Annotated in this window: 23 protein-coding genes; 10 read left to right on the top strand and 13 right to left on the bottom strand. The window is 72.9% G+C overall.

Annotated elements, in window-relative coordinates:
* Positions 1-66: 66 nt before the first annotated feature.
* The 6 genes from ACFVYX_RS03005 to ACFVYX_RS02980 form a co-directional block, all read right to left on the bottom strand.
* Positions 67-1,494, bottom strand: coding sequence for a dihydrolipoyl dehydrogenase family protein (locus ACFVYX_RS03005; protein ID WP_389679533.1), 1,428 nt, complete (start codon positions 1,492-1,494; stop codon positions 67-69).
* Entirely contained in the window at positions 1,494-2,072 is a 579-nt protein-coding gene (locus ACFVYX_RS03000) for a Dps family protein (protein ID WP_389679532.1), read from the bottom strand. The genes ACFVYX_RS03005 and ACFVYX_RS03000 overlap by 1 nt, the downstream gene beginning before the upstream one ends.
* A gap of 91 nt (positions 2,073-2,163) precedes the next feature.
* Entirely contained in the window at positions 2,164-2,670 is a 507-nt protein-coding gene (locus ACFVYX_RS02995) for a DoxX family protein (RefSeq protein WP_389679531.1), read from the bottom strand.
* 5 nt (positions 2,671-2,675) lie between these two features.
* Entirely contained in the window at positions 2,676-3,338 is a 663-nt protein-coding gene (locus ACFVYX_RS02990) for a hydrolase (RefSeq protein ID WP_389679530.1), read from the bottom strand.
* A gap of 222 nt (positions 3,339-3,560) precedes the next feature.
* Positions 3,561-4,517 (bottom strand): sigma-70 family RNA polymerase sigma factor, encoded by a 957-nt coding sequence (locus tag ACFVYX_RS02985; RefSeq protein WP_389679529.1) that lies wholly within the window; start codon positions 4,515-4,517, stop codon positions 3,561-3,563.
* Positions 4,518-4,629: 112 nt separating this feature from the next.
* On the bottom strand, positions 4,630-5,880 hold the full coding sequence (locus ACFVYX_RS02980; protein ID WP_389679528.1) for an NAD(P)/FAD-dependent oxidoreductase: 1,251 nt from the start codon (positions 5,878-5,880) through the stop codon (positions 4,630-4,632).
* Between the two features lie 392 nt (positions 5,881-6,272).
* Here ACFVYX_RS02980 and ACFVYX_RS02975 point away from each other — a divergent pair, with 392 nt between their 5' ends.
* Together ACFVYX_RS02975 and ACFVYX_RS02970 are read left to right on the top strand one after the other, a co-directional pair.
* Entirely contained in the window at positions 6,273-7,943 is a 1,671-nt protein-coding gene (locus tag ACFVYX_RS02975) for an acyl-CoA dehydrogenase family protein (protein WP_389679527.1), read from the top strand.
* A 75-nt stretch (positions 7,944-8,018) separates the two neighbouring features.
* Complete coding sequence (locus ACFVYX_RS02970; RefSeq protein ID WP_389679526.1) at positions 8,019-8,597, top strand: TIGR03086 family metal-binding protein; 579 nt, start codon at positions 8,019-8,021, stop codon at positions 8,595-8,597.
* Positions 8,598-8,727: 130 nt separating this feature from the next.
* On the opposite strand, the gene ACFVYX_RS02965 is transcribed toward ACFVYX_RS02970, so the two are convergent.
* The gene (locus ACFVYX_RS02965) at positions 8,728-9,468 is read right to left on the bottom strand and encodes a class I SAM-dependent methyltransferase (RefSeq protein ID WP_389679525.1); all 741 of its coding nucleotides are present in this window, start codon (positions 9,466-9,468) and stop codon (positions 8,728-8,730) included.
* Positions 9,469-9,702: 234 nt separating this feature from the next.
* Between ACFVYX_RS02965 and ACFVYX_RS02960 the strand changes: the two genes are divergently transcribed.
* Together ACFVYX_RS02960 and ACFVYX_RS02955 are read left to right on the top strand one after the other, a co-directional pair.
* Positions 9,703-10,089 (top strand): VOC family protein, encoded by a 387-nt coding sequence (locus ACFVYX_RS02960; RefSeq protein ID WP_389680023.1) that lies wholly within the window; start codon positions 9,703-9,705, stop codon positions 10,087-10,089.
* A 54-nt stretch (positions 10,090-10,143) separates the two neighbouring features.
* On the top strand, positions 10,144-10,539 hold the full coding sequence (locus ACFVYX_RS02955) for a hypothetical protein (RefSeq protein ID WP_389679524.1): 396 nt from the start codon (positions 10,144-10,146) through the stop codon (positions 10,537-10,539).
* Between the two features lie 83 nt (positions 10,540-10,622).
* Here ACFVYX_RS02955 and rpsR read toward each other — a convergent pair whose 3' ends face one another.
* The 3 genes from rpsR to ACFVYX_RS02940 form a co-directional block, all read right to left on the bottom strand.
* A complete protein-coding gene (gene rpsR, locus ACFVYX_RS02950; RefSeq protein WP_389679523.1) occupies positions 10,623-10,859 on the bottom strand; it encodes a 30S ribosomal protein S18 in 237 nt (78 codons plus the stop codon).
* A gap of 67 nt (positions 10,860-10,926) precedes the next feature.
* Positions 10,927-12,078: a CobW family GTP-binding protein gene (locus ACFVYX_RS02945; protein WP_389679522.1), complete on the bottom strand. Its 1,152-nt coding sequence runs from the start codon at positions 12,076-12,078 to the stop codon at positions 10,927-10,929.
* Positions 12,078-12,323: a type B 50S ribosomal protein L31 gene (locus tag ACFVYX_RS02940; protein ID WP_389679521.1), complete on the bottom strand. Its 246-nt coding sequence runs from the start codon at positions 12,321-12,323 to the stop codon at positions 12,078-12,080. Before ACFVYX_RS02940 ends, ACFVYX_RS02945 begins: the two co-directional genes overlap by 1 nt.
* 233 nt (positions 12,324-12,556) lie before the next feature.
* Between ACFVYX_RS02940 and rpmF the strand changes: the two genes are divergently transcribed.
* The 5 genes from rpmF (at position 12,557) to ACFVYX_RS02915 (ending at position 18,224) form a co-directional block, all read left to right on the top strand.
* Positions 12,557-12,727, top strand: a complete 171-nt coding sequence (rpmF, locus tag ACFVYX_RS02935) for a 50S ribosomal protein L32 (protein WP_389679520.1) — start codon at positions 12,557-12,559, stop codon at positions 12,725-12,727.
* A gap of 6 nt (positions 12,728-12,733) precedes the next feature.
* Entirely contained in the window at positions 12,734-13,894 is a 1,161-nt protein-coding gene (locus ACFVYX_RS02930; protein WP_389679519.1) for a GTP-binding protein, read from the top strand.
* A 262-nt stretch (positions 13,895-14,156) separates the two neighbouring features.
* Complete coding sequence (locus ACFVYX_RS02925) at positions 14,157-15,356, top strand: serine hydrolase domain-containing protein (protein WP_389679518.1); 1,200 nt, start codon at positions 14,157-14,159, stop codon at positions 15,354-15,356.
* A gap of 188 nt (positions 15,357-15,544) precedes the next feature.
* Positions 15,545-17,713 (top strand): RNA polymerase recycling motor ATPase HelR, encoded by a 2,169-nt coding sequence (gene helR, locus ACFVYX_RS02920; protein WP_389679517.1) that lies wholly within the window; start codon positions 15,545-15,547, stop codon positions 17,711-17,713.
* A gap of 91 nt (positions 17,714-17,804) precedes the next feature.
* Entirely contained in the window at positions 17,805-18,224 is a 420-nt protein-coding gene (locus ACFVYX_RS02915) for a hypothetical protein (RefSeq protein WP_389679516.1), read from the top strand.
* A gap of 111 nt (positions 18,225-18,335) precedes the next feature.
* Here the strand turns inward: ACFVYX_RS02915 and ACFVYX_RS02910 are convergent, their stop codons facing one another.
* Positions 18,336-18,728: a VOC family protein gene (locus tag ACFVYX_RS02910; RefSeq protein ID WP_389679515.1), complete on the bottom strand. Its 393-nt coding sequence runs from the start codon at positions 18,726-18,728 to the stop codon at positions 18,336-18,338.
* A 225-nt stretch (positions 18,729-18,953) separates the two neighbouring features.
* On the opposite strand from ACFVYX_RS02910, the gene ACFVYX_RS02905 reads away from it, so the two are divergent.
* Positions 18,954-20,234: a radical SAM protein gene (locus ACFVYX_RS02905; protein WP_389679514.1), complete on the top strand. Its 1,281-nt coding sequence runs from the start codon at positions 18,954-18,956 to the stop codon at positions 20,232-20,234.
* A gap of 10 nt (positions 20,235-20,244) precedes the next feature.
* On the opposite strand, the gene ACFVYX_RS02900 is transcribed toward ACFVYX_RS02905, so the two are convergent.
* Positions 20,245-21,645: an MFS transporter gene (locus ACFVYX_RS02900; RefSeq protein WP_389679513.1), complete on the bottom strand. Its 1,401-nt coding sequence runs from the start codon at positions 21,643-21,645 to the stop codon at positions 20,245-20,247.
* 103 nt (positions 21,646-21,748) lie between these two features.
* Positions 21,749-22,108 carry an ArsR/SmtB family transcription factor gene (locus ACFVYX_RS02895; protein ID WP_389679512.1) on the bottom strand — a complete coding sequence of 120 codons (360 nt, stop codon included), beginning with the start codon at positions 22,106-22,108 and terminating at the stop codon, positions 21,749-21,751.
* Between the last annotated feature and the right edge of the window lie 132 nt (positions 22,109-22,240).

The raw sequence follows: 22,240 nt of genomic DNA, 5'->3' as shown, positions 1-22,240 counted from the left end.
GGGGATGTGCTCCGTCGAGCGGGAGGGTGCGCCGGCCGGGCGGGCTCGGGAGAGGGGGACGGGGCCTCAGAGGCCGTACGCCTCCAGAAGCCGGAGCCAGACCTCGCTCACCGTCGGGAAGGCGGGCACGGCGTGCCACAGGCGCTCCAGAGGGACCTCGCCCACGATGGCGACGGTGGCCGTGTGGATGAGCTCGGTCGCCATCGGGCCGGTGAGCGTGCAGCCGACGACGACCCCTCGGGTCTCATCGACGACGAGCTTGGCGAGGCCGCGGTAGTCGTCCGCGTGGAGCGCGGCCCCCGCGACGTCGTCGATGCGGTACTCCACCGTGCGCACCGCGAACCCCGCTTCGCGCGCCGCGCGTTCCGTGAGACCGACGCTCGCGACCTCGGGAAGGGTGAAGACGGCCTGCGGGACGGCGGCGTGGCCGGCCTCCGCGCTCCATGGCTGCCGGCCGCCGGTGACGGCGGGGCGCCCCGCGGCTCGCTCGGCGATCGCCGCCGCGCAGGCGCGGGCCTGGTACTTGGCCATGTGTGTCAGCGGCGCACGGTGATTCACGTCGCCGACGGCATAGAGCCATTCGCCGTCCACCGCGGTGACCCGGCAGGTGTCGTCGACCGGGAGCCAGCCGCCGGCCGGCAGCCCGACGGAGTCCAGGCCGAGGTCCGCGGTGCGCGGGCGCCTGCCTACGGCGGCGAGGACCTCGTCGCAGACGAGGGCGGTGCCGTCGTCGGTGTTCACGGTCACGGTGCGGGTGTCGGCGTCACGGGCGACCCGGACGGCCGACACCCCGAAGCGGATCGTGACGCCCAGATCGCTCAGCCCACGGGTGACCTCTTCGCCGGCACATGGTTCCCAGCCGGTCAGCAGGGCCTGGTCGCGGACCAGCAGAGTGACGGAGGAGCCGAGCGAGTGCCACGCGGTGGCCATCTCGCAGGCCACCACTCCGCCGCCGATGACGACGAGCCGCTCGGGCACCGCGTCGGCCGTGGTGGCCTGCCGGCTGGTCCACACACCGATCCGGTCGATCCCCTCGACCGGCGGGACCGCGGGGTCCGTGCCGGGACTGAGCACGACCGCGAGCCGGGCCCGCAGGGTACGGACCGTACCGTCGGCCCCGGTCACCTCCACGCGGCGCTCTCCGGCGAGCCGGCCGTGCCCCCGTACGAGGGGGATGCCGGCGCTGTTCAGCCAGTCGGCCTGGCCGGTGTCGTCGCCGCGGCCGGTGAACCGGTCGCGGCGGGCCAGAACTCGCGCCGGGTCGAGCGCCCCGGTCACCGCCTGCCGTGCCCCGTCGACCGACCGTGCGGCCTCCCGGGCGGCGCCGGGACGCAGCAGTACCTTGCTCGGCACGCACGCCCGGTAGGAACACTCGCCGCCGACCGCCTCGGCCTCGACGACGACGGCGGTCAGCCCCGACCGCACGACCCGGTCGGCGGTGACTTCGCCGCCAGGACCGCCACCGACCACGACGACGTCGTACGTCTCCTCCATCAGCCGCGCACCAGGGGGGTGTCCACCAGGTGCTCGGCCAGGAACCACACCTGCGCCTCGCCGGTGCGGATGACATCGGAGACGAGCAGGTCGGTGCTGCCTTCGTCGCCCTCCGCCGAGATCCGGGCGGCGGCGTCCCGGGCGTCGATCAGGATCCGCTCGTGCGCGTCGAGGAGCCGCGACAGCATGACGGGGACCGGCTCCACGCCGTCCGGCGGCCGGGGAATGGCGGTCAGTTCCGCGACGTGGCGCGGGTCTCCGACCGTGACGCCGCCGAGGCTCTGGATCCGCTCGGCCAGCGCGTCCACGATGGCCAGTTGGGCCTCCGCGTGCTTGTCCAGCATGAGGTGGAGCGAGTAGAAGGTCGCCCCTCGCATGAGCCAGTGGTGCTTCTTGTAGAGGGAGTGCAGGATCTGCGTGTCGGCGAGTACGCGGTTCAGCCGCCGGCACGCGTACATGCGGGTGTCGTGGCCGAGGCCGATCGGCAGCCGCTTGAGCGTGCCGAACGTCTGGGTCTCGGCGCCCTTCTGGTGCAGCAGCGGCTGGCCGCCGCCGTGCGGGGTCGTGAGGGTGTCCATCGGGTGCTCCTGTTCGGGGAGACGGGTGGAAAGGGCCCGGCCGCCGGTTCGGGGGTACGCGGGCGGCCGGACCCGGTCTGCGTGGCCGCGCTCAGCGCTCGGCGCTCGCCGGGGCAGGGGGCCGGTGCAGGAGGAGCCGGGTGAGCAGCCCGCTGCCGAGACCGGCCGCGAGCGCGAGGGCCGCCCACCACAGCGGGTACGGCGTGAGGCCGAGGACCGCGTCGAGGGACCAGGCACCGGGGCCGGTGGCGGCGAGGGCGACGGCGGTGCCGATGAGGACGAGCGGGTACTCGTATCCGTCGTTCTGCACCCAGAGGCCGTGACGCCACTTCACGGTGAGAGCGACGGTCATGACCCCGATGGCGCCGGTGGCGGCGAGCGGGGTCAGGAGGCCGGCGGCGAGCAGCAGGCCAGAACCGATCTGTCCTCCGCCCGCGGCCAGGGCGGTGAGGGCGCCGCCGCGGAAGCCGTCACGACGAAACTCCTCGGTACCGCCTTCGAGTCCCTTGCCGCCCAGGTGCGAACTGACCTTCTGCACACCGTGGCCGGCGACGAGCAGTCCCACCAGCAGACGCAGGATCAGAATGCCGGTGTCCACAGGGGTCAGCCGGCCGCGTGCGCGCCGATGACCGACTGCGCGTACACGACGCCCAGGCCGTAGGCGCCCGCGTGGGCCTTGACGATCTCCATGACCGCGGGGTACGTCTCCTGGCGCGCCCAGTCGCGCTGGAGCTCCAGGAGCACCTGCACCCAGGTCACCGGCACGGCACCGGCGGCGATCATCCGCTGGATCGCGTGCTCGTGGGCGGTCGGGCTGACGCCGCCGGAGGCGTCGGTGACGACGTACACCTCGTATCCCTGCTCCAGCGCGGAGAGGGCGGGCAGCACCAGGCAGACCTCGGTCCACAGACCCGACAGGATGATCTTCTTGCGTCCGGTCGCCTTGACCGCCGCGACGAGTGCCTCGTCCTCCCAGGCGTTCATGCTGGTGCGATCGATGATCTCGTTCTTGGGGAACACCTCGGCGAGCTGCGGCAGCAGGGGGCCCGAGAAGGACTCGGCGGCGACGGTGGTCAGGACGGCCGGCACGTCGAACGCCTGGGCGGCCTTGGCGAGACCCACGGTGCTGTTGATGATCGCGGCACGGTCGCCGCTGCCGGTGCCGAAGAACATCTGCGGCTGGTGGTCGACGAAGAGCATGACCGAGTTGTCGGGCGTGAGCAGGTCCTTGCTCGGAGCGGCCTGCACCTTGTTGATGTCGAACATGAGGGGCCCTTTCGAAGCAGTCGGTAGCGCGCCGGCCGCGTCCCGCGGCTCGGCACTTCTTGACGCTACGAGCGACCCGAGCGACCGCATTGACCTCCTGCGCCCAGGGGTTGGCACGACAGCGCACAACCGGTCAGGGCGAGAGCCATGCGACGGAGGGCCGATCGCGGTGGGTGACTCCGGCCACGCGCGGAGGCCCCGCCGGTCGCGGCCGGTGTCAGGTCACCACTGGGTGATGAGGGGCGTGTCCGGTCCGTGCTGCCGCCAGGCTTCGGTGAGGCGGAGGAGGCGGGTGGGAGCGGCGATGCCGCGGATGGTCGCGATCTTGCCGTCTGCGATGTCGAACGTCACGGCTCCGATGATCTGGTCGCCGAGCACGAAGAGGATGGCCGGGGCGCCGTTGACGAGCGCGTAGTGGACCGCGGGCGAGCCGCCGGCCAGTCGCCGCTTCGCGGGAGTGGGCTTGAAGCCGGCCCGTACCACGGCGGCGATGCGCCGCGGGGTGTCGTACCGCAGAAGCTTCTCGGCCAGGCCGGCGACACCGTCGGAGATCGCGGTCGCGTCGTCGGTGAGCAGCGCGACGAGGCGTTCGGTGCGGCCCGAGGAGGCGGCGGCGAGGAACTCCTCGACGATCCTGCGGGCCGATGCCGGGTCGACTTCGCCGCCGCCTCGGCGCCCGGCGGTGATGCGGCGCCGGGCCCGGTGCAGGTGCTGTTGGCTCGCGGACTCGGTGATGTCGAGGATCTCGGCGATCTCGGCATGGCTGTAGGAGAAGGCTTCACGCAGGACGTAGACGGCCCGCTCCAGGGGTGACAGCCGCTCCATGAGCATCAGCACCGCCAGGGAGACCGATTCGCGCTGCTCGAAGGTGTCGGCCGGGCCGAGCATCGCGTCGCCGTCGAGGAGCGGCTCGGGCAGCCAGGCGCCTGCGGTGCGTTCGCGGCGGGCCTGTGCCGAGCGGAGCCGGTCCAGGCACAGGTTGGTGACGACCTTGGTCAGCCAGGCCTCCGGCACCTTGATCCGCTGCCGGTCCGCGGCCTGCCAGTGCAGGAACGCGTCCTGCACCGCGTCCTCGGCATCGGTGGCGGAGCCGAGCAGCCGGTAGGCCAGCGAGGCCAGCCGGCTCCGGCCGGCCTCGAACCGGCTGGTGTCGAAGCGATCAGTGGCGGTGCTGTCCATGCGTGCCACCCTAGACGGTGCTCCGGAAGACTCCGTTCGGGGCCATTTTGCCTGTACGGGCGGGGAGTTGCGACCTTGGCCCAGGTGGGCGGGGTCTCGGACTCGACGCCGGTCAGCCCTTCCGGATCGCGGACATGGCGGTGGCCGCTGACGCGGGATTCTCGGCACGGACCACCTGCTCCGCGGGCACGTTCCGCGTGGCCGTCAGGCGGTGCCTGCGCTTGGGCAGGCCGAAGGTCGGGTGCTCGGTGGCCCACAGTGACATCCTGAGGATGCCCGCCTTGATCCGCGCGGCCTTCCGGCCGCCGAGGTACTTCGGCTTCGCCTGTCCTTCGTCGTCGACCATCTGCAGGATCCCGTCCCGTCGGCCGAGGCTGATGTGGTTGCCCACGTACTCCAGCTTGGTGTTCGCGATCTCACGGCCGGTCAGGTGTCCCACGATCGTGTCCACGGCCTGCCGGCCGGTGTAGCCGGCCGAGGCGCAGGACATCGGCAGCGGCCGGCCGTTGTCGCCGAGGGCGTAGGCGCTGTCGCCCGCGGCGTAGACGTTCGGGTGCGAGACCGACCGCATGGTGCGGTCGACGACGATCCGACCGTTCTCGGTGACCTCGAGCCCGCTCGCGGCGGCGATGCCGCTGACCGCGAACCCGGCCGTCCACACGGTCGCGTCGGACGCCAGGGCGGTGCCGTCGGCGCACAGCACCCGCGTGGCTTCCACGGCTTCGACGCTGGTGTGCTCCAGGACGGTGATGGCGAGGCGGTCGCAGGCCTGGCGCAGGTGGCTGCGGGCTCCGGCCGTGAGCTGGGCGCCCAGCTCGCCGCGGGCGATCAGCGTCACCGACAGTCCGGGCCGGGATTCGGCGATCTCGGTGGCGGTCTCGATGCCGGTCAGCCCGTCGCCGACGATCAGCACACTCCCGCCGTCGTCCCGCGTGCTCAGGCTGTCCAGGCGCGTGCGCAGGCGCAGCGCGGAGGGGCGGGCGGCGACGTCGAAGGCGTGCTCGGCCACGCCGGGGACGCCACCGTCGGCGCCGTGGCTGCCGAGCGCGTAGAGGAGCGTGTCGTAGCCGAGCTCGTCGCCGCCGCCGTCGTCGGCCACGGTGACGACCCGGCGCTCGGGGTCCACGGTGGTGACACGGGCCAGGCGCAGCCGTATCCCCGTTCCCGCGAAGACGTCGGCGAGCTGCGGAGCGTCGATCTCCTGGCCGGCCGCGAGCTGGTGCAGCCGCAGCCGTTGGACGAAGTCCGGCACGGCGTTGACCACGGTGATCTCGGTGTCCGCCGAGGACAGCCGGCGCGCCAGGGTGCCGGCCATGTAGGCCCCTGCATACCCGGCGCCGAGGACGACGATGCGGTGCTTCATGAGTTGCTCCCGTCGGTTCGCTTGCTTCCGGTGACTTGAGCGGAACAGCGCCCCGATTCCTGACAGGAACGGCATGTGACGTGGGTCACAGGGCGAGAGGGGCGGCGCCCGGCATCGCGCCGCAGGGGCGGCGCGGTCGCGGGCGAACCCCTCGGTCTCGACGTGGTCCACGCCGTGCCGAGCAGGACGCGGGACGTGACCAGCACGGCAAGGCCGCCGCCCGGCGCCGCGGGGCCCGCCCCCACGGGCTCCGGCCCCGCGCGGCCGGAACCGCCGGCGTCCAGGTCTGGCGAGAAGCACTGAATCCTGGTTCACTTCTTCGACGCGAGGGCATGGCCGCCGGGCCGCCGGAGGGCCGGCCACCACGACCACCGATCCCGGAGGACCCGTCCATGACCGCCACCGCCGACGTCCCGCCGCCGCGGAGCAACCCGACCGCGCACACCCACGACGTGATCAACCAGGTCCCGCCCCTCGTCGGGCACGACATCGCCGACGACCCCGTCCTCCTGGAGGGCGTGCGCCGCGAGGGCGCCGGCTGGTACCTCGACGACCTGCACCGCGTCGGCCGCCTCGCCGGCAGCGAGGAGACCCAGCGCTGGGCCGAGGAGGCCAACCGGTACGAGCCCGTGCTCCGCACCCACGACCGCTACGGCAACCGTGTCGACGAGGTCGACTTCCACCCCGCCTACCACTCCCTGATGGACGTCGCGATCCGGGAAGGCCTCGGCGGCGCCCCCTGGGCCGACGACCGGCCCGGCGCCCATGTGGCGCGCGCCGCCGGGTTCATGGTGTGGAGCACCACGGAGGCCGGTCACGGTTGCCCGGTCTCCATGACGTACGCCGTCGTCCCCGCCCTGCGCTCCACCCCCGAGCTGGCCAAGGAGTACGAGCCCCTGCTCACCAGCCGGGTGTACGACCCGGGGCTGCGTGCCCCCGCCGGCAAGCGGGGCCTGCTGGCCGGGATGGGCATGACGGAGAAGCAGGGCGGCACCGACGTCCGCGCCAACACCACCACGGCGGTGGAGATGGCGGACGGCACCTGGCGGCTGCGCGGCCACAAGTGGTTCACCAGTGCCCCGATGAACGACCTCTTCCTCGTCCTGGCCCAGGCGCCCGGAGGGCTGTCCTGCTTCCTGGTCCCGCGCGTGCTCCCCGACGGCGGCCGCAACACCTTCCGTATCCAGCGGCTGAAGGACAAGCTCGGCAACCGCAGCAACGCCAGCAGCGAGCCGGAGTTCGACGACACCGTCGCCTGGCTGGTCGGCACCGAGGGCCAGGGTGTGCGGACCATCATCGAGATGGTCACCATGACCCGCCTCGACTGCGTCCTCGGCTCCGCGTCCGGCACCCGCGCCGCGCTCGCGCAGGCCGCCCACCACATCCGCCACCGCTCGGTCCTCGGTGCCAGGCTCATCGACCAGCCACTCATGCGGAACGTCATCGCCGACCTCGGCGTGGAGTCGGAGGCCGCGACCACCCTGGCCCTGCGCATCGCCGGTGCGGCCGACCGCGCCCAGCGGGGGGACAGCGGTGAGCGGGCGTTCCTGCGGCTGGCCACCGCGGTCGGCAAGTACTGGGTCTGCAAGCGCCAGCCCGCCGCCGTCGCCGAAGCGCTCGAATGCCTGGGTGGCAACGGCTACGACGAGGCCTCCGGCATGCCCCGCCTGTACCGTGAGGCGCCCCTGAACGGCATCTGGGAGGGTTCGGGCAATGTGAACGCCCTCGACGTCCTGCGCGCCCTGACCCGCGAGCCGGAGTCCCTGGAGGCCTTCCGTGCGGAGGTCGAGAGCGCGTCCGGAGCCGATGCCCGTCTCGACGCCGCCTGGCGGGAGCTGCGCGGCGAACTGGTCCTCACCGAGGACGCCCAGCTGCGTGCACGCCGCCTGGTGGAGCGCATGGCGCTCGTCCTGCAGGGTTCGCTCCTCGTACGGCACGCGCCGCACGCCGTCGCCGACGCCTTCTGCTCCTCCCGGCTGGCCGGCGACCGCGGTCTGGCCTTCGGCACGCTGCCCGCCCGCACCGACCTGGGCGGGATCATCGACCGCCTCCCGGCCGCCTGAACGACTCGGCGGATCCGCGCGGCGATGAGTTTCGAGGAGCCCGGCGGTCTCCCCCGTATGGACACCACGTCACACATGAAGCCGATCGACCTGGGGGCGGCCGCGGAGCGCGTCGCCCGGCTCGCGGAGGGTATCGACGACGAGCGGCTCGGCGCCCCGACGCCCTGCCCGGAGTACGCGGTACGGGAGCTGCTCGCTCATGTCGCCGGGCTCAGCGTCGCCTTCCGCGACGCGGCCCGCAAGGAGTTCGGGCCGACGACCGGAACGCCGCCCGGCTCGTCCCGTCCCGTACTGGCGGACGACTGGCGGACGGCCCTGCCGAAGGCGCTGCGCGAACTGGCCGCCGCCTGGCGGGAGCCGGGCGCCTGGGAGGGGGACACACAGGCGGGCGGGGTCGACGCCCCCGCCGCCGTCATGGGCCGGATCGCCCTCGACGAGCTGCTGATCCACGGCTGGGACCTGGCGCGGGCGACCGGCCAGGAGTACGAGGTGAGCGAGGAGGAGCTGCTGGTCTCCGAGGCCCTGCTGACTCCGGCCGACGACGCCTCCGGAGAGGCGTTCTTCGGCCCCGTGGTCCCGGTACCGGCCGGCGCACCCCTCCTGGACCGCGTGATCGGCCTCAGCGGCCGCCGGCCCGACTGGCACCCGGCCTGAGCCCTCATGTCCGCCGGACGCGGCCGCTGTTCGCGGCCGCGCACAGGCCGGGCGGCCGGCGGCGCCGTAGCCGCCGGCCGCCCGGTGAGGGCCAGGACGGCGGACCGGCTCCGCGCCCCGGACGTGGTCGTCAGGCTCGGCAGTGGAGCATCTCCAGGGGCGGGTTGGCGTGGAAGTCCGCCCAGTGGTCCGCGCCGAACTCCCGTACGCCGGCTTCCGACACCGTCAGCGGCACCCAGGTCAGCTCGCTGAATCCGGCTGCCCGAAGCGACGTCTCGTAGACCTCGCGGCGCGGGCGGTCGGCGACGAACGTGACCGGCGGGTCGAGGAGCGCCGTGATCCGGACCTGGGGGCCGGTCTCGGACTCCCCGCCGGTGAGTTCGCTGCGGAAGCCGTACTTGTCCGGGGGCGGTCCGTCGAAGCGGAAGTCGGGCGACTGGTTGAGCACGTAGAGGTCGCCGCCGGGCTTCAGGCTCCGGTGGATCGCGCGGCACATCCGCTCGGCGGTGGCGAGCTCCCCCGCGTAGCCGAAGAGCTGCACCGCGAGGGCGATGTCGAACGGCTCGTCGAAGGAACGCAGTTCGGCCACGTCCCCCACCTCATAGCGCACCCCCAGGGGGTCCTTCGCCTCCAACTGCTGTGCCACGGAGATCATTTCACCGGAGATGTCGACGCCGACGACGTCCGTGGCACCGCGCCGTTTGAACTCCCTGCTGTAGAAGCCGGTTCCGGAGGCCAGGTCGAGGATCGACCTGCCCCGCACGTCCCCCACCATGGCCAGGAAGCTGGGCACCACCGCGTACTGCTCCAGCGGCAGGGACTTGAACCCCTCGTACGCCTCACCGATCTCGTCGTACTGCTGTACGCCCACCGTGTCGTCCTCCCCTGTACCGCGTCGGGCCGGGGCCCCGGGCCGCTCCCGGGGCACGCCGCGCCCTCTTGCGGGCAGTCTTGCCGTGTCCCGGCGGGCCTTCGTACTGACGGAAGCCACGAAGATGCGAATTTCCTTCTGGGCGCCCGTACGGGCGGGCGTAGGGTTCCAGCCATGATCACCGGTGCGCGCCGCGCGCCGGGCCACGTCCCCGAGAAGACCGGAGAACCGACCATGCGTGTCAAAGCCTTCGACCACCTGGTGCTCAACGTCACCGATGTCGACAAGGCGCTCGAGTTCTACACCGGCCCCCTGGGCCTCGCGCCCGAGCGGGTCGACGAGTGGCGGGCCGGCACGGTGCCGTTCCCGTCCGTGCGCATCGACGACAGCACCGTGATCGACCTCTTCTCCCGCCCGCGCGGGGAGTCCAACGTCGACCACATCTGTCTGGTCGTCGACCCCCTCGACTGGCAGGAGGTCATCGGCTCCGGGACGTTCGACGTCATCGAGGGACCCGTCCCCCGCTGGGGTGCGCGCGGCTCGGCGCAGTCCGTCTACGTCAGGGACCCGGACGGCAACACGGTGGAACTGCGCTGGTACCCGCAGGACGCCGACAGCTGAGCTGCCGGCCGTCCGGCGGCCCCCGGTGATCGCCCCTCGTGCTATGAAGGGCCGATGACGTGGAAAGAGGGCCGGCGGGTGACGCTGGCGGCGGACCTCAGGGTGGGCGGTGCCGTCACTCCGGCCGAGGGCTCCCCGGCCGAGGCGGACGTCTCCGCCGGGACGCTGTTCCTGGCGGCGGGGACCGGAGGCACCGTCGAGCGGGTCGACCGCCCGGAGAGGATCCCCACCCCGGAGGTACGGGAGTACGAACGGCTCACGTCGCTCCTCGCCGACTTCGGTCACCAGATGCCACCGGCGAGCAGGCAGCGACTCGTGGAGCAGGTGGCGTCGCTCGAACCCGCGTGGACCGCGTACGGGCGGGAGCAGCCGCGGGCGACGGTCCGCGTCCGCCTCGACAACGGGTTCGTCCTGGCCGACGCGCGTGAGGACGTCTTCCTCCCGGAGTGAGCCGCGCGCCGGGGCCGGACGGCCGGGTCTCGTCGCTGGCCGTCCGGCCTCCGGCCCGTTCCCGGCCCTTCCGCGGTGGTGCGTCAGCGGGACGCGTACGGCAGGAGGGCCATCTCCCGGGCGTTCTTGATCGCGGCGGCGAGCGCCCGCTGCTGCTGGACGGTCACGCGGGTGACGCGCCGGCTGCGGATCTTGCCCCGGTCGGAGATGAACTTCCGGAGCAGGTCGGTGTCCTTGTAGTCGACGTAGGTGATGCCGGCCGCGTCGAGCGGGTTGGGGCGGGGCTTGGCGGGCTTGTGGGGGTCGGTGCGTCGGGCCATGGTCGTGTCTCCTTGTACGGGCTCTTCGGTCGGCGTGGTTCGTGCGGTACGCGTCGGGCGGTGCGGGTCAGGCGGCGTCGAGGAGGGAGTCGAAGACGGCGGGCAGGTGCTTCCACGCCTCGCGGCCCGATCCGTACTCCGCGTCCGTCAACAGGCAGGAGTCCAGGAGCTGTTCCAGACCGTCCCGGTCCAGGCCGGGCGAGGTGAAGACGAGGTGCTGGCAGCAGTCGCCGTGGTCGGGATGCCAGTCGAGCGCGGCCGCCGCCCGGCGTACGGGAGGGACCATCTCCCAGGCCGCGTCCGGCAACGACACCAGCCACGGGCCGACACTCTCCACGCACAGCGCTCCGCCCGCCGCGTCCCACGCGAGCAGGGTGTCGGGGCGGTCGGCGAGCCAGAAACGGCCGCGGCTGCGGGCTGCGGCGCAGCACAGGTCCTCGAGCGCCTGGTAGAGCCGCTCGGGGTGGAACGGCCGGCGGCGGTGCCAGACGAACGTGGAGACGCCGGCCTCGTCGGCCTCCTGCGGCAGGAGCGCGCACGCGGGGTGCTGCGCCGCCGCGGCGGCCTCGACGTCGACGCCGGCGAACGCGGCCAGGGCGAGTTCCTCGGAATCGACCGGTACGCGGCGCGCGGTGGGGTGGAGCTGCGCGAGGAGCGCGCGGTCCTCGTCGTCGGCCTCCTCGTTGTCGACGACGGCGAGGACGGGCGCGTACTCCAGCTGGCGTGCCCAGGTGTCACCGACGGTCCGGCGGTCGGTGGGCGCCGCCGCGAGTCCGGCCTCGGCCAGGTCGTCGCCGTTGGCGAGGTAGGGCAGGACGAGCGCGGGGTCCACGGCGGTGATCACGCCCGTCAGGGCGAGGCGGTCGCCGCCGTGCCCGGCCACCACCTCCGCCATGGCCTTCGGTTCCACCGAGTCCCACAGCTCGACCACGGCGAGCCGGGTCAGGCCGCTGTCCGCGAGGCGCCACAGTTCCGGGACGAGGTCCTCGCGGAGGGCGCAGCACGCGCAGTCGTTGACCAGGGGCGTCTCGCCGCGGGAGAGGGTGCCGGAGGCGTCGTGGATCAGCCGGACCACGGTGCCTTCGGGGGCTCCGGCGAGGTCGTGGTGGAGGGCCACGCTCCCCGGCACCGTCTGCAGCAGGCGCTCGACGACCTGTCTCCTGGCGTCGGCGTGGAGGCCGGCGACGATCACGACGGGGAGTTCGCGGTCGCGGTCCATCAGCGGGCTCCGTAGCGGCGCTCGAAGCGTTCGACGCGGCCCGCGGTGTCGAGCACGCGGGCGGTGCCCGTGTAGAAGGGGTGGCTCGCGGAGGAGATCTCCACGTCGACGAGCGGGTAGGTGTTGCCGTCCTCCCACTCGACGGTCTTGTCGCTGGTCATCGTGGAGCGGGTGAGGAACGCGGTGCCGGAGGCGGAGTCGCGGAAGACGACGGGCCCGTAGGCGGGGTGGATTCCGGGCTTCATGGCAGGGCCTTTCGGTGGTCGGGCGTGGTCGGGCGCGGGGCGGGGACGAGGGAAAGGGCGCGAGGGCGGGCTCGGGCAGCACTCCGGTCGTCACGGGAGCCCGGAGCCGGACCCGGGAGCCCCACTATATGGCAATGGTTTTCATTAACGATTGCCAGGGGGCTGGATTGATAATGGGATCCATTTTCATATAGCCTCTGGCGCGCCCACCCACCCCACCGAGGAGACCCCTGATGGCCGTTCCCAAGCGGAAGATGTCCCGCAGCAACACCCGTCACCGCCGCGCGCAGTGGAAGGCGAGCACCCCGCAGCTCGTCCCCCTCACCGTGGACGGCTCGGCGTACCTGGTGCCGCAGCGCCTGGTGAAGGCGTACGAGCGCGGCCTGCTCCGCCCGGAGGGCTGAGCCCTCATGACGCCCACCGACCGGCTGCCCGTGACCGTCCTGTCCGGGTTCCTGGGCGCCGGGAAGACCACCCTCCTCAACCACGTCCTCGGCAATCGCCGGGGACTGCGGGTCGCGGTCATCGTCAACGACATGAGCGAGGTCAACATCGACGCCGCGCTCGTGCGCGGCGGCGAGGCGGCCCTGTCCCGCACCGAGGAACGGCTGGTCGAGATGACCAACGGGTGCATCTGCTGCACCCTCCGCGACGACCTCCTGGAGGAGGTCGACCGGCTCGCGCGCGAAGGCCGGTTCGACCACCTGCTCATCGAGTCCAGCGGCATCTCCGAACCCCTGCCGGTAGCCGCGACGTTCTCCTTCCCCCGGGACGACGGGGCCACCCTCGGCGACCTCGCCCGCCTGGACACGATGGTGACCGTCGTCGACGCCGCGAACTTCCTGCCGGAACTCGACGGCGGCGACGAACTCGCCGAGCGCGGCCTCGCCCCGTACGAGGACGACGAGCGTACGGTCAGCGACCTCCTCGTCGACCAGGTGGAGTTCGCGGACGTCATCGTCCTCAACAAGCTCGACCTGGTCGGGCCCGAGGAGGCCCGCCGGCTGCGGGCCACCCTCTCCCGGCTCAACCCGGAGGCGCGCGTCGTCCCGGCCGTCCGCGGGCAGGTGCCGCTCGAACTCGTCCTGGGAACCGGCCTGTTCGACGTCGAGCGGGCCCAGCAGGCCCCCGGGTGGGTCAAGGAGCTCAACGGCGACCACGTACCGGAGACCGAGGAGTACGGCATCTCCTCCCTGGTGTTCCGCTCCGACCTGCCGTTCCACCCCGGGCGGCTCTGGAACTTCGTCACCAAGGGGATGGACAGCGGGACCTTCGGACGGGTGCTGCGCTCCAAGGGCTTCTTCCGGCTGGCCAGCCGGCCCCGGGTGACCGGGCTGTGGTCGCAGGCCGGCGCCGTCGCCCGGTTCGAGCCGTCCGGCGCCCACGGCCCGGACACCGCGCAGGGCCAGGAACTGGTCTTCATCGGCACCGGGCTCCGCGCCGACGCCCTGCGCGCGGCCCTCGACGCCTGCCTGCTCGTGCCGGGCGAAGCCGTACCCGCCGACGACGACTTCCCCGCGTGGGAGACGTACGGCATCGAGGAGGCCTGCGCGCACGAACCGGCGGCCTGACAGCGGGCCCGACGCACTCCGGGCCGGACGGTGGTCGCAGCCACGGCACCGTCCGGCCCGGTTCCGCTCTTCCCTTTCCCGACCCTTGAGACGGCGCCGCTTTCCTGACCCGTGAGACGCCGCGGTCCGGGGCCGCCCCGGTGACCCGGTGGCGCCGAACGAGTGGACTCGCCGGACGGAGTGCCGTGCCGGGGACCTCCGCCGCGGTGCGCCGGTGGTGATGTGGCCGTCCGATCCCTGACCTGGAAGAGGCGTCACCCCCATGCGACGTACCCCCTGCCGAAGACTGCTCGCCGCGACGCTGCTCGTGGCGTCCGTGCTCGCGCCGACCGCGTTCGTCCCCGGCGCTCCCGTACACGCCGCCAGTGCCGGCCCGCACGGCGAGGGCGACTGCCGACCGGACGGTCTCGGTCCCGGGCTCACGGCGAAGCTGGACAAGACGATCGAGGACGTCCGCGAGCAGGCGGCCATCCCGGGTGTCGTGGTCGGCCTGTGGATGCCCGGCAAGGGGTGCTACGTCCGCGCGACCGGTGTCGCCGACACCGTCACCCGGAAGCCGATGCCCGTCGACACCTTCGTCAGGATCGGCAGCGAGACCAAGACCTTCACGGTCACCGCGCTGCTCGAACTCGTCGACGAGGGAAAGATCCGGCTCGACGACCCGATCTCCGACTACATCCGCGGGGTCCCCGACGGCGACCGGATCACCCTGCGCCATCTCGCGGAGATGCGCAGCGGCCTCTTCCCGTACACGTCCGACCCCGAGTTCATCCGCGACCTGCAGACCCAGCCGGAGCGCGCCTTCAACCCGTGGGAGGTGCTCTCGTACGGCTACCGGCACCCGAACACCTTCGCGCCGGGCACGCAGTTCCAGTACTCCAACTCCAACCTCATCCTGCTCGGCCTGGTCATCGAGAAGGTCAGCGGCAAGCGGCTCGCCGGGTTCATCCACGAGCGGGTGCTCCGCCCCGCCCGCCTGCACGACACGCTCTTCCCGAAGGGCGCCGAGTTCCCCGAGCCGCACGCGCGCGGATACACCGACCAGACGCTCAGCGGCGCGGTCGAGGACGTCACGGACTGGAACCCCAGCTGGGCCTGGGCGGCCGGGGCGATGATCTCGAACCTGCACGATCTGCGTCGCTGGGCCGAGATCCTCGCGACCGGAGAGCTCCTCAGCCCGGAGACCCAGGCGCAGCGGCTCAAGACGCTGCCGACCGGCTTCCCCGGTACGCGTTACGGCCTGGGGATCTTCGAGACCAACGGATGGATCGGGCACAACGGCTCGATCCCGGGATACGAGACCGTGACCGTCCATCTGCCCGAGCGGAAGGCCACCCTCGTCATCATGATCAACACGGATGTCGACAGCGGCGGTCAGGAACCGTCCACGCTCCTCGCCCGGGCGGTCACCGCGGTCGCCACCCCGGACCACGTCTACGCCGGCGCGGTCATGCCGCGCTGACCCCGGATCGACGCGCGGAGAAGGCACCGCGAGATCCGGTGAGGCCCCGTACGAAAAAGTGGCAAGGGGAACACTCACCTCTTGCCACTCTCAACTTATAGCGCACAGGGGGGCTTGCGGCAAGGCCCCGGTCGTCCCGCAGAATCACTGGTCTCAGCCAGCCCCTGCAGAAATGGGAGTCCTTCTCCGTGCGTGTGCTTTCGTCGGTGGACCAGTCGTACGACACCAGCGCGTTCGACCTTCCCGACCGCCTCTCCCCCAAGGCCGACCCGGCGCTCATCGCCGGTGACGAGCGGCACTTCGCGGCGATCGCGGAGAGCCTCCGGGAGGCGATCGCCGACCTCTCGGAACGTCTCGACGCCGCACGGAAGGCGCCCGGCGGCGCCGGCCGGGAGGCGATGGACCGGGACGCGGAGATCCACCGGCTGACCGGCCGGCTCCGCACCCTGCGCCGCTTCGGCCTGGATCTGTGCCTCGGACGCGTCGTCGGCGAGGACGGCTCGGAACCCGTCTACGTCGGGCGCCTCGGCCTCACCGACAGCACGGGACGCCGGCTGCTCATCGACTGGCGCTCCCCGGCCGCCGAACCGTTCTTCGCGGCCACCCACGCCAACCCGATGGGCCTGGCGAGCCGCCGCAGGTACCGCTGGAGCGGCGGCCGGATCAGTGACTACTGGGACGAGGTGTTCACCGCCGAGGGGCTTGAGGAGCACGCGGCCCTCGACGACCAGTCCGCGTTCATCGCCAGCCTCGGCGGCAGCCGGTCGGCCCGGATGCGCGATGTGCTCTCCACCATCCAGGCCGACCAGGACGCCATCATCCGGGCGGGCTCGCGCGGCACCCTCGTCGTGGACGGCGGCCCGGGTACGGGAAAGACCGTCGTCGCACTGCACCGCTCCGCGCACCTCCTCTACGCGGACCCGCGCCTCGGTCACCGCCGGGGCGGCGTGCTGTTCGTCGGTCCGCACCAGCCCTATCTGGCGTACGTCGCCGACGTCCTGCCCAGCCTCGGCGAGGAGGGGGTGCGGACCTGCACCGTGCGGGACCTCGTCGCGGAGGGCGCGAAGGCGGCCGCCGAGCGCGACCCGGAGGTGGCCCTCCTGAAGTCGTCCGCCGACATGGTGCGGGCGATCGAGGCGGCCGTCAGGTTCTACGAGGAGCCGCCCGCCAAGGGAATGACCGTCTCGACCGACTGGGCCGACGTCCGGCTGACCGCCGACGACTGGGCCGAGGCCTTCGAGGCGCCGGAGGCCGGCACTCCGCACAACGAGGCGCGGGAGCAGATCTGGGAGGAGCTGGCCACCCTCCTGCTGGCCAAGCTCGACGGCGAGGTCCCCGAGGACCAGTTCCGCAGGGCCCTGCGGCAGGACGAGGAACTGTCCGACGCCCTGCACGGCGCCTGGCCGCTGCTCGACGCGGCCGATCTCGTCGGCGACCTGTGGTCGGTCCCCGCCTACCTGCGGAAGTGCGCTCCCTGGCTGAGCCGCGAGGACGTGCGGAAGCTCCAGCGCGAGGACGCCCAGGCCTGGACGGTGTCCGACCTGCCGCTCCTGGACGCGGCGCGGCAGCGGCTCGGCGACCCCGAGGCGGCGCGGCGCAAGCGGCGGCAGCAGGCGACCGTCGCCGCCGAACGGGCGCGCATGGCCGACGTCATCGACAACGTGCTGGCGGCCGACGACGACGGTGAGGGCGCGGTGACGATGCTGCGCGGGCAGGACCTCAAGGACAGTCTGGTCGACGAGGCCGCGCTGCCGGGTACCGAGCCCGACCTGCTCGCCGGACCGTTCGCGCACATCGTCGTGGACGAGGCGCAGGAACTGACGGACGCCGAGTGGCAGATGCTGCTGCTGCGCTGCCCGTCCCGGAGCTTCACCATCGTCGGGGACCGTGCCCAGGCCCGGCAGGGGTTCACGGAGTCCTGGCAGGAGCGGCTCGAACGGGTCGGTCTCGACCGGATCACGGTGGCGTCCCTGAGTATCAACTACCGCACGCCGGAAGAGGTCATGGCGGAGGCCGAGCCGGCCATCCGGGCCGCGCTCCCGGACGCCAACGTGCCGACGTCCGTCCGCAGCAGCGGCGTCCCGGTCGTCCACGGATCCGTCGACGAACTCGACCCGCTCCTCGACGACTGGCTCGCCACCCACGCCGAGGGCACGGCCTGTGTGATCGGCGCCCCGTGGTTCCGGCCGGGTGACCGCGTCCGGTCGCTGACGCCTTCGCTGTCGAAGGGCCTCGAGTTCGACCTGGTCGTCCTCGTCGATCCGGAGTCGTTCGGCGAGGGGATCGAAGGAGCGGTCGACCGCTATGTCGCCATGACCCGCGCGACCCGCCGGCTCGTCGTGCTCAGGAGCTCCTGAGGGCCCGGGGTCTGACTCCGTGGGGCGAACCGGCGCCGCGCGTGGGCGCGCCACGGCCGATCCTGCGATCAGATGACGTATCGATGGGTTCATGACTCACATGTGCGAGCCCATCACGGCACCTGTTCCCGGCGACCCCGTCGTCCCCGGTGGGGAGTGCCCCGAGGTCGCGTCGCTCGTCGCGCCGTACCTGCGCATCATCCGTTCGGCACTGCCGCCCAGGGAGGCGGAACGATTCTTCGTACGAGCCCTCGACGCGCACGAGGAGGAACGACGCCGGGCGGAGGCGCTCCAGCTCGGCTTCAGCGCGTATCTCTGGGACGGTCTCGGTGAGAGCTGGGGCACGTCCCTGGCGCATGCCTCCGCCTGGGAGGCCATGCAGGCGATCCGTCACCTCGTCCGCAAGGCCCCGCGCGCGGACCTCGCCGCGTACCTGCGGCTCGGGCTCCGGCACGTCCGCGAGCCCGGCGCCGGGATCCCGGGCCGGGCCCCGGTGCCGGTGGGCGCCTGACGCCGCTCCCGGACGCGGGGGACCGCGGGGCGTGCGGTCCGCGGCCAGCTCGGGCCCGGACTCACGCCGCGGCGTGGGACCGGGCCCGGCCCCCGCCGGGCCGGCCGACGGTCACTCCGCGTACTGGGCGATCTGGATGAGGTTGCCGCAGGTGTCGTCCAGGATCGCGACGGTGACCGGGCCCATCTCCACCGGCTCCTGGGTGAAGCGGACCCCGAGTCCCCGCAGCCGCTCGTACTCCGCGCGCACGTCGTCCACGGCGAAGGACGTGAGCGGGATGCCGGCCTCGACCAGCGCCTTCTTGTACGTCCTGGCGGCGGGGAGGGCGGTGTCGGGCTCCAGGACCAGCTCGACGCCGTCGGGGTGCTCCGGCGAGACCACCGTCAGCCAGCGGTACTCGCCGAGGGGCACCTCCGTCTTCTTCAGGAAGCCCAGTACGTCGGTGTAGAAGCGCAGCGCCCTTTCCTGGTCGTCGACGAGGAGGCTGGCCAGGTTGATCCTCATGTGTGCTCTCCGGTGAGGTGAGTGGGACGGGTTCCGTGGAAGCATCAGGATCCCTCCCGCGCCCTTGACGGCGGGACGCGCCGCGCCCGGGCGCACCGGGGTCCCGGTCGCCGCGCCGGAGGCACGCGCGCGTAGCGTGAAGGCGTCGGCTCCGTCGTCTCTCACACTGGAGATCCGCCTGTGTCCAGCGCTGCCCCGACCCGTACCGCTGTCGTGGAATCCCTCATGGAACGCTTCCCCGGGATCCCTCCGGAGGCCGTGTTCAAGGAGGACCTGCTGCGCGGCGGGCTCGCCTTCGACCCCTCGGCGCTGAGCGAGAACGAGGGGGGCGAGGTGAAGCCGAAGTCGTACTTCATCTTCTCGTTCGACCACCGCACCCTGCCGGAGCTCGGTGAGGCGGCGCTGAACCGCCCGCCGGAGGAGATCGTGCTCACCGGCGGGCCGTACGGACTGCGTCGCACGGTGGTGTCGGTACGGGTCAACCCCTTGTCCCCGTACCGGGTGGCGCCCGACGCCGACGGGACGCTCGCGCTGTTCCTCGACGGCGTCCGGATCGCCGACGTCGGACTGCCGCCGATGCCGGAGTACTACCGGCACCCGCTGGCGAACGGCAAGTCCGTGATGGAGGTCGCGCCGACGATCCAGTGGGGTTATCTGATCTACCTCACGGTGTTCCGGGTCTGCCAGTACTTCGGCGCCAAGGAGGAGTGCCAGTACTGCGACATCAACCACAACTGGCGCCAGCACAAGGCGGCGGGCCGCCCGTACACCGGGGTGAAGCCGGTCGACGAGGTCCTGGAGGCCCTGGAGATCATCGACCGCCACGACACGGCCCGCACCTCGACCGCGTACACCCTCACGGGCGGGGCGGTCACGTCCCAGGTCGGCGGGAAGGACGAAGCCGACTTCTACGGGCAGTACGCGCGGGCGATCGAGGAGCGCTTCCCCGGCCGCTGGATCGGCAAGGTCGTCGCGCAGGCCCTGCCGAAGGAGGACGTCCAGCGCTTCCACGACTACGGCATCCGGATCTACCACCCGAACTACGAGGTGTGGGACCGCCGGCTCTTCGAGCTGTACTGCCCCGGCAAGGAGCGGTACATCGGCCGGGACGAGTGGCACCGCCGCATCCTCGACTCGGCGGAGGTCTTCGGGCCGCGCAACGTCATCCCCAACTTCGTCGCCGGCGTCGAGATGGCCCGCCCCTCCGGCTTCCTGACCGTGGACGAGGCGATCGCCTCCACCCGGGAGGGCCTGCGGTTCTTCATGTCGCGCGGGATCACCCCCCGTTTCACCACGTGGTGCCCTGAGCCGACGACCCCGCTCGGCCGTGAGAACCCGGACGGGGCGCCGCTGGAGTACCACCTGCGGCTCCTTGAGGCGTACACGGCGACGCTGGAGGAGTACGGGCTCGCGGCGCCGCCCGGGTACGGGCCCGCGGGGCCGGGGCGCGCGGTGTTCTCGGTCAGCTCGTTCATGGACGCGCTCGCCCCGGCGCCGGGTGAGTGACAAAGGTCCGTCACGGCCGTGACGCGCTCCTGGACGGCCCGGCGCTCCGGCGCACGCCGGAGCGCGGCGACCGCTCGGGGAGGGGTGCGGGGTCCGTTCCCCGGTCCCGGTCCGTCTTCGGCTCCTGGTCCGTCTTCTTCGGCTCCCGGTCCCTCCCCGGTTCGTGGTCCCTCTCCGGTTCGTGGTCCTTCGCGGGCCACAGGCGTGCCGCGGTCGCGGCTCCGACGAGGGCCACGACGGTGAGTACGGCCGCCGATGCGGCCGGGCCCGCCGTCGCGGCGAGCCAGCCGGCGAGCGGATAGGCGAGCAGCCAGCAGGCGTGCGAGAGGGAGAAGCGGGCCGCGAAGGCGGCGGGCAGGTCCCCGCTCCGGACCGAGCCGCGCACCACCCGGCCGCCCGGGGTGAGGACCGCCGAGCCGGCGGCGCCGGTGACCAGCCAGACCGCGAGCAGGGCGGGCCAGGACCAGGGGCCCGGCGGGACGGCGAGTCCGAGGGCGAGCAGGCCCAGGGCCACGGGGAGCACCCGGACGGCCCACAGCATGACCGCCCGGTCGCCGCCCCGCTCCAGGAGGCGCGGGAGCAGCAGGGCCACCGCCATCGAGCCGGCCCCGTACGCGCCGAGGGCGAGCGGTACGTCTCCGGCGGGGCGGCCGAGGGTGCCGCGGACCAGGAGCACGGTCTCGACCAGGACCACGGCCCCGGCCGCCGCGACGGCCAGGTCCAGGGCGAGGAGCGCCCGCAGGCGCGGGGCTGCGAGCACGAGCCGGATCCCGGCGGCCGCCTTGGCGTACGTACGCGCCCCGGGACCGCGCCCGGCCCTCCCCACGTCGTCGTCCGGGTCCGCGTCCGGCAGGGTGGTCGAGCGGACGAGGAGGCCGGAGCCGAGGAAGCCGGCGGCGGTGGCGGCGAAGAGCCAGCTGTACGGGACGACGGTCAGCAGCGCGGCGGCGAGCAGCGGGCTCGCCAGACTCTCCAGGTCGTAGGCGAGGCGGGCGAGGGAGAGGGCCTCCGTGTAGTCGCGTTCCTCGGGCAGGACCTGGGGGACGGTCGCCTGGAAGGCCGGGGTGAAGGCGGCCGACGCGGCCTGGAGCAGCAGGATCAGCACGTAGACCTGCCAGATCCGGCTGACGAAGGGCAGGGCGAGGACGACCGTCGCCCGCGCCAGGTCCATGGAGACGAGCAGGGCCCGCCGGGGTATCCGGCCGGCGAGGGCGCCGACGAGCGGGGCGATCAGGACGTACGCGGCCATCTTGATCGCGAGGGCGGTGCCGAGCACGGCGGCGGCGTCCGCCCCCGCCAGGTCGTACGCGAGGAGGCTCAGCGCCACGGTCGCCAGGCCTGTGCCGGTGAGGGCGACGACCTGCGCGCCGAACAGGCGGCGGTAGGTGGGGTTGCGCAGTACGGACAGCATGAGGACGCCCCCGGTCGGCCCGGTGGACTGCGGACGTCCTCACCCTAGCGGACATGTGCATGGGTGCGCACATGACGATTTGCGGGCGTGCCGGGTGCCGGGTTCAGTCGTGCCAGGGCTCCCCGCTGACCTGGTGGTCGGCCCGGCTGATCGCCTCGACCACCAGCCGCTTCAGGTGCCCGTCCGGCATCGCGTACACGACCCGGCGGCCGTCCTTGCGGGACTGGACGAGCCCGGCGAGGCGCAGCTTGGCCAGATGCTGGCTGACCGCCGGGCGCGCCGCGCCGCACGCCTCCGTCAGGGCGCTCACATCGGCCTCGCCCCGGGTCAGCAGCCACACCAGCTGGAGCCGGGTCGGGTCGGAGAGCAGCCCGAACACCTCCGCCGCCGCCGAGAGTTCGAGCGCTCCGGGGGTCCGCCCGTGCGGACGGGACGCGGCCGGGGGATCTACGCGCTCAGACATGGACCCATCGTAGGCAGACCCGCCGGGGGCGACCGCCGGCCCGCCAGCCCGCCGGCCCGCCGGCCCGCCGGCCCGCCGGCCCGGCGGCCCGCGCAGACCGTCCGGCGTCGGGCCCCGCGCGCGGCGCAGGCC

Source organism: Streptomyces sp. NPDC058326 (assembly GCF_042879855.1).
GTDB lineage: Bacteria > Actinomycetota > Actinomycetes > Streptomycetales > Streptomycetaceae > Streptomyces.
This window is presented reverse-complemented; position numbering and strand designations above follow the sequence as displayed.

Coding starts and splice junctions, on each gene's coding strand:
- rpsR (WP_389679523.1), bottom strand. CDS start 10,859: ATGGCCCGACGCACCGACCCCCACAAGCCCGCCAAGCCCCGCCCCAAC.
- ACFVYX_RS02910 (WP_389679515.1), bottom strand. CDS start 18,728: ATGAGGATCAACCTGGCCAGCCTCCTCGTCGACGACCAGGAAAGGGCG.
- ACFVYX_RS03005 (WP_389679533.1), bottom strand. CDS start 1,494: ATGGAGGAGACGTACGACGTCGTCGTGGTCGGTGGCGGTCCTGGCGGC.
- ACFVYX_RS02980 (WP_389679528.1), bottom strand. CDS start 5,880: ATGAAGCACCGCATCGTCGTCCTCGGCGCCGGGTATGCAGGGGCCTAC.
- rpmF (WP_389679520.1), top strand. CDS start 12,557: ATGGCCGTTCCCAAGCGGAAGATGTCCCGCAGCAACACCCGTCACCGC.
- ACFVYX_RS02985 (WP_389679529.1), bottom strand. CDS start 4,517: ATGGACAGCACCGCCACTGATCGCTTCGACACCAGCCGGTTCGAGGCC.
- ACFVYX_RS02900 (WP_389679513.1), bottom strand. CDS start 21,645: ATGCTGTCCGTACTGCGCAACCCCACCTACCGCCGCCTGTTCGGCGCG.
- ACFVYX_RS02960 (WP_389680023.1), top strand. CDS start 9,703: ATGCGTGTCAAAGCCTTCGACCACCTGGTGCTCAACGTCACCGATGTC.
- ACFVYX_RS02940 (WP_389679521.1), bottom strand. CDS start 12,323: ATGAAGCCCGGAATCCACCCCGCCTACGGGCCCGTCGTCTTCCGCGAC.
- ACFVYX_RS02945 (WP_389679522.1), bottom strand. CDS start 12,078: ATGGACCGCGACCGCGAACTCCCCGTCGTGATCGTCGCCGGCCTCCAC.
- ACFVYX_RS02970 (WP_389679526.1), top strand. CDS start 8,019: ATGAAGCCGATCGACCTGGGGGCGGCCGCGGAGCGCGTCGCCCGGCTC.
- ACFVYX_RS02925 (WP_389679518.1), top strand. CDS start 14,157: ATGCGACGTACCCCCTGCCGAAGACTGCTCGCCGCGACGCTGCTCGTG.
- ACFVYX_RS03000 (WP_389679532.1), bottom strand. CDS start 2,072: ATGGACACCCTCACGACCCCGCACGGCGGCGGCCAGCCGCTGCTGCAC.
- ACFVYX_RS02975 (WP_389679527.1), top strand. CDS start 6,273: ATGACCGCCACCGCCGACGTCCCGCCGCCGCGGAGCAACCCGACCGCG.
- ACFVYX_RS02990 (WP_389679530.1), bottom strand. CDS start 3,338: ATGTTCGACATCAACAAGGTGCAGGCCGCTCCGAGCAAGGACCTGCTC.
- ACFVYX_RS02955 (WP_389679524.1), top strand. CDS start 10,144: ATGACGTGGAAAGAGGGCCGGCGGGTGACGCTGGCGGCGGACCTCAGG.
- ACFVYX_RS02895 (WP_389679512.1), bottom strand. CDS start 22,108: ATGTCTGAGCGCGTAGATCCCCCGGCCGCGTCCCGTCCGCACGGGCGG.
- ACFVYX_RS02915 (WP_389679516.1), top strand. CDS start 17,805: ATGACTCACATGTGCGAGCCCATCACGGCACCTGTTCCCGGCGACCCC.
- ACFVYX_RS02930 (WP_389679519.1), top strand. CDS start 12,734: ATGACGCCCACCGACCGGCTGCCCGTGACCGTCCTGTCCGGGTTCCTG.
- ACFVYX_RS02905 (WP_389679514.1), top strand. CDS start 18,954: ATGGAACGCTTCCCCGGGATCCCTCCGGAGGCCGTGTTCAAGGAGGAC.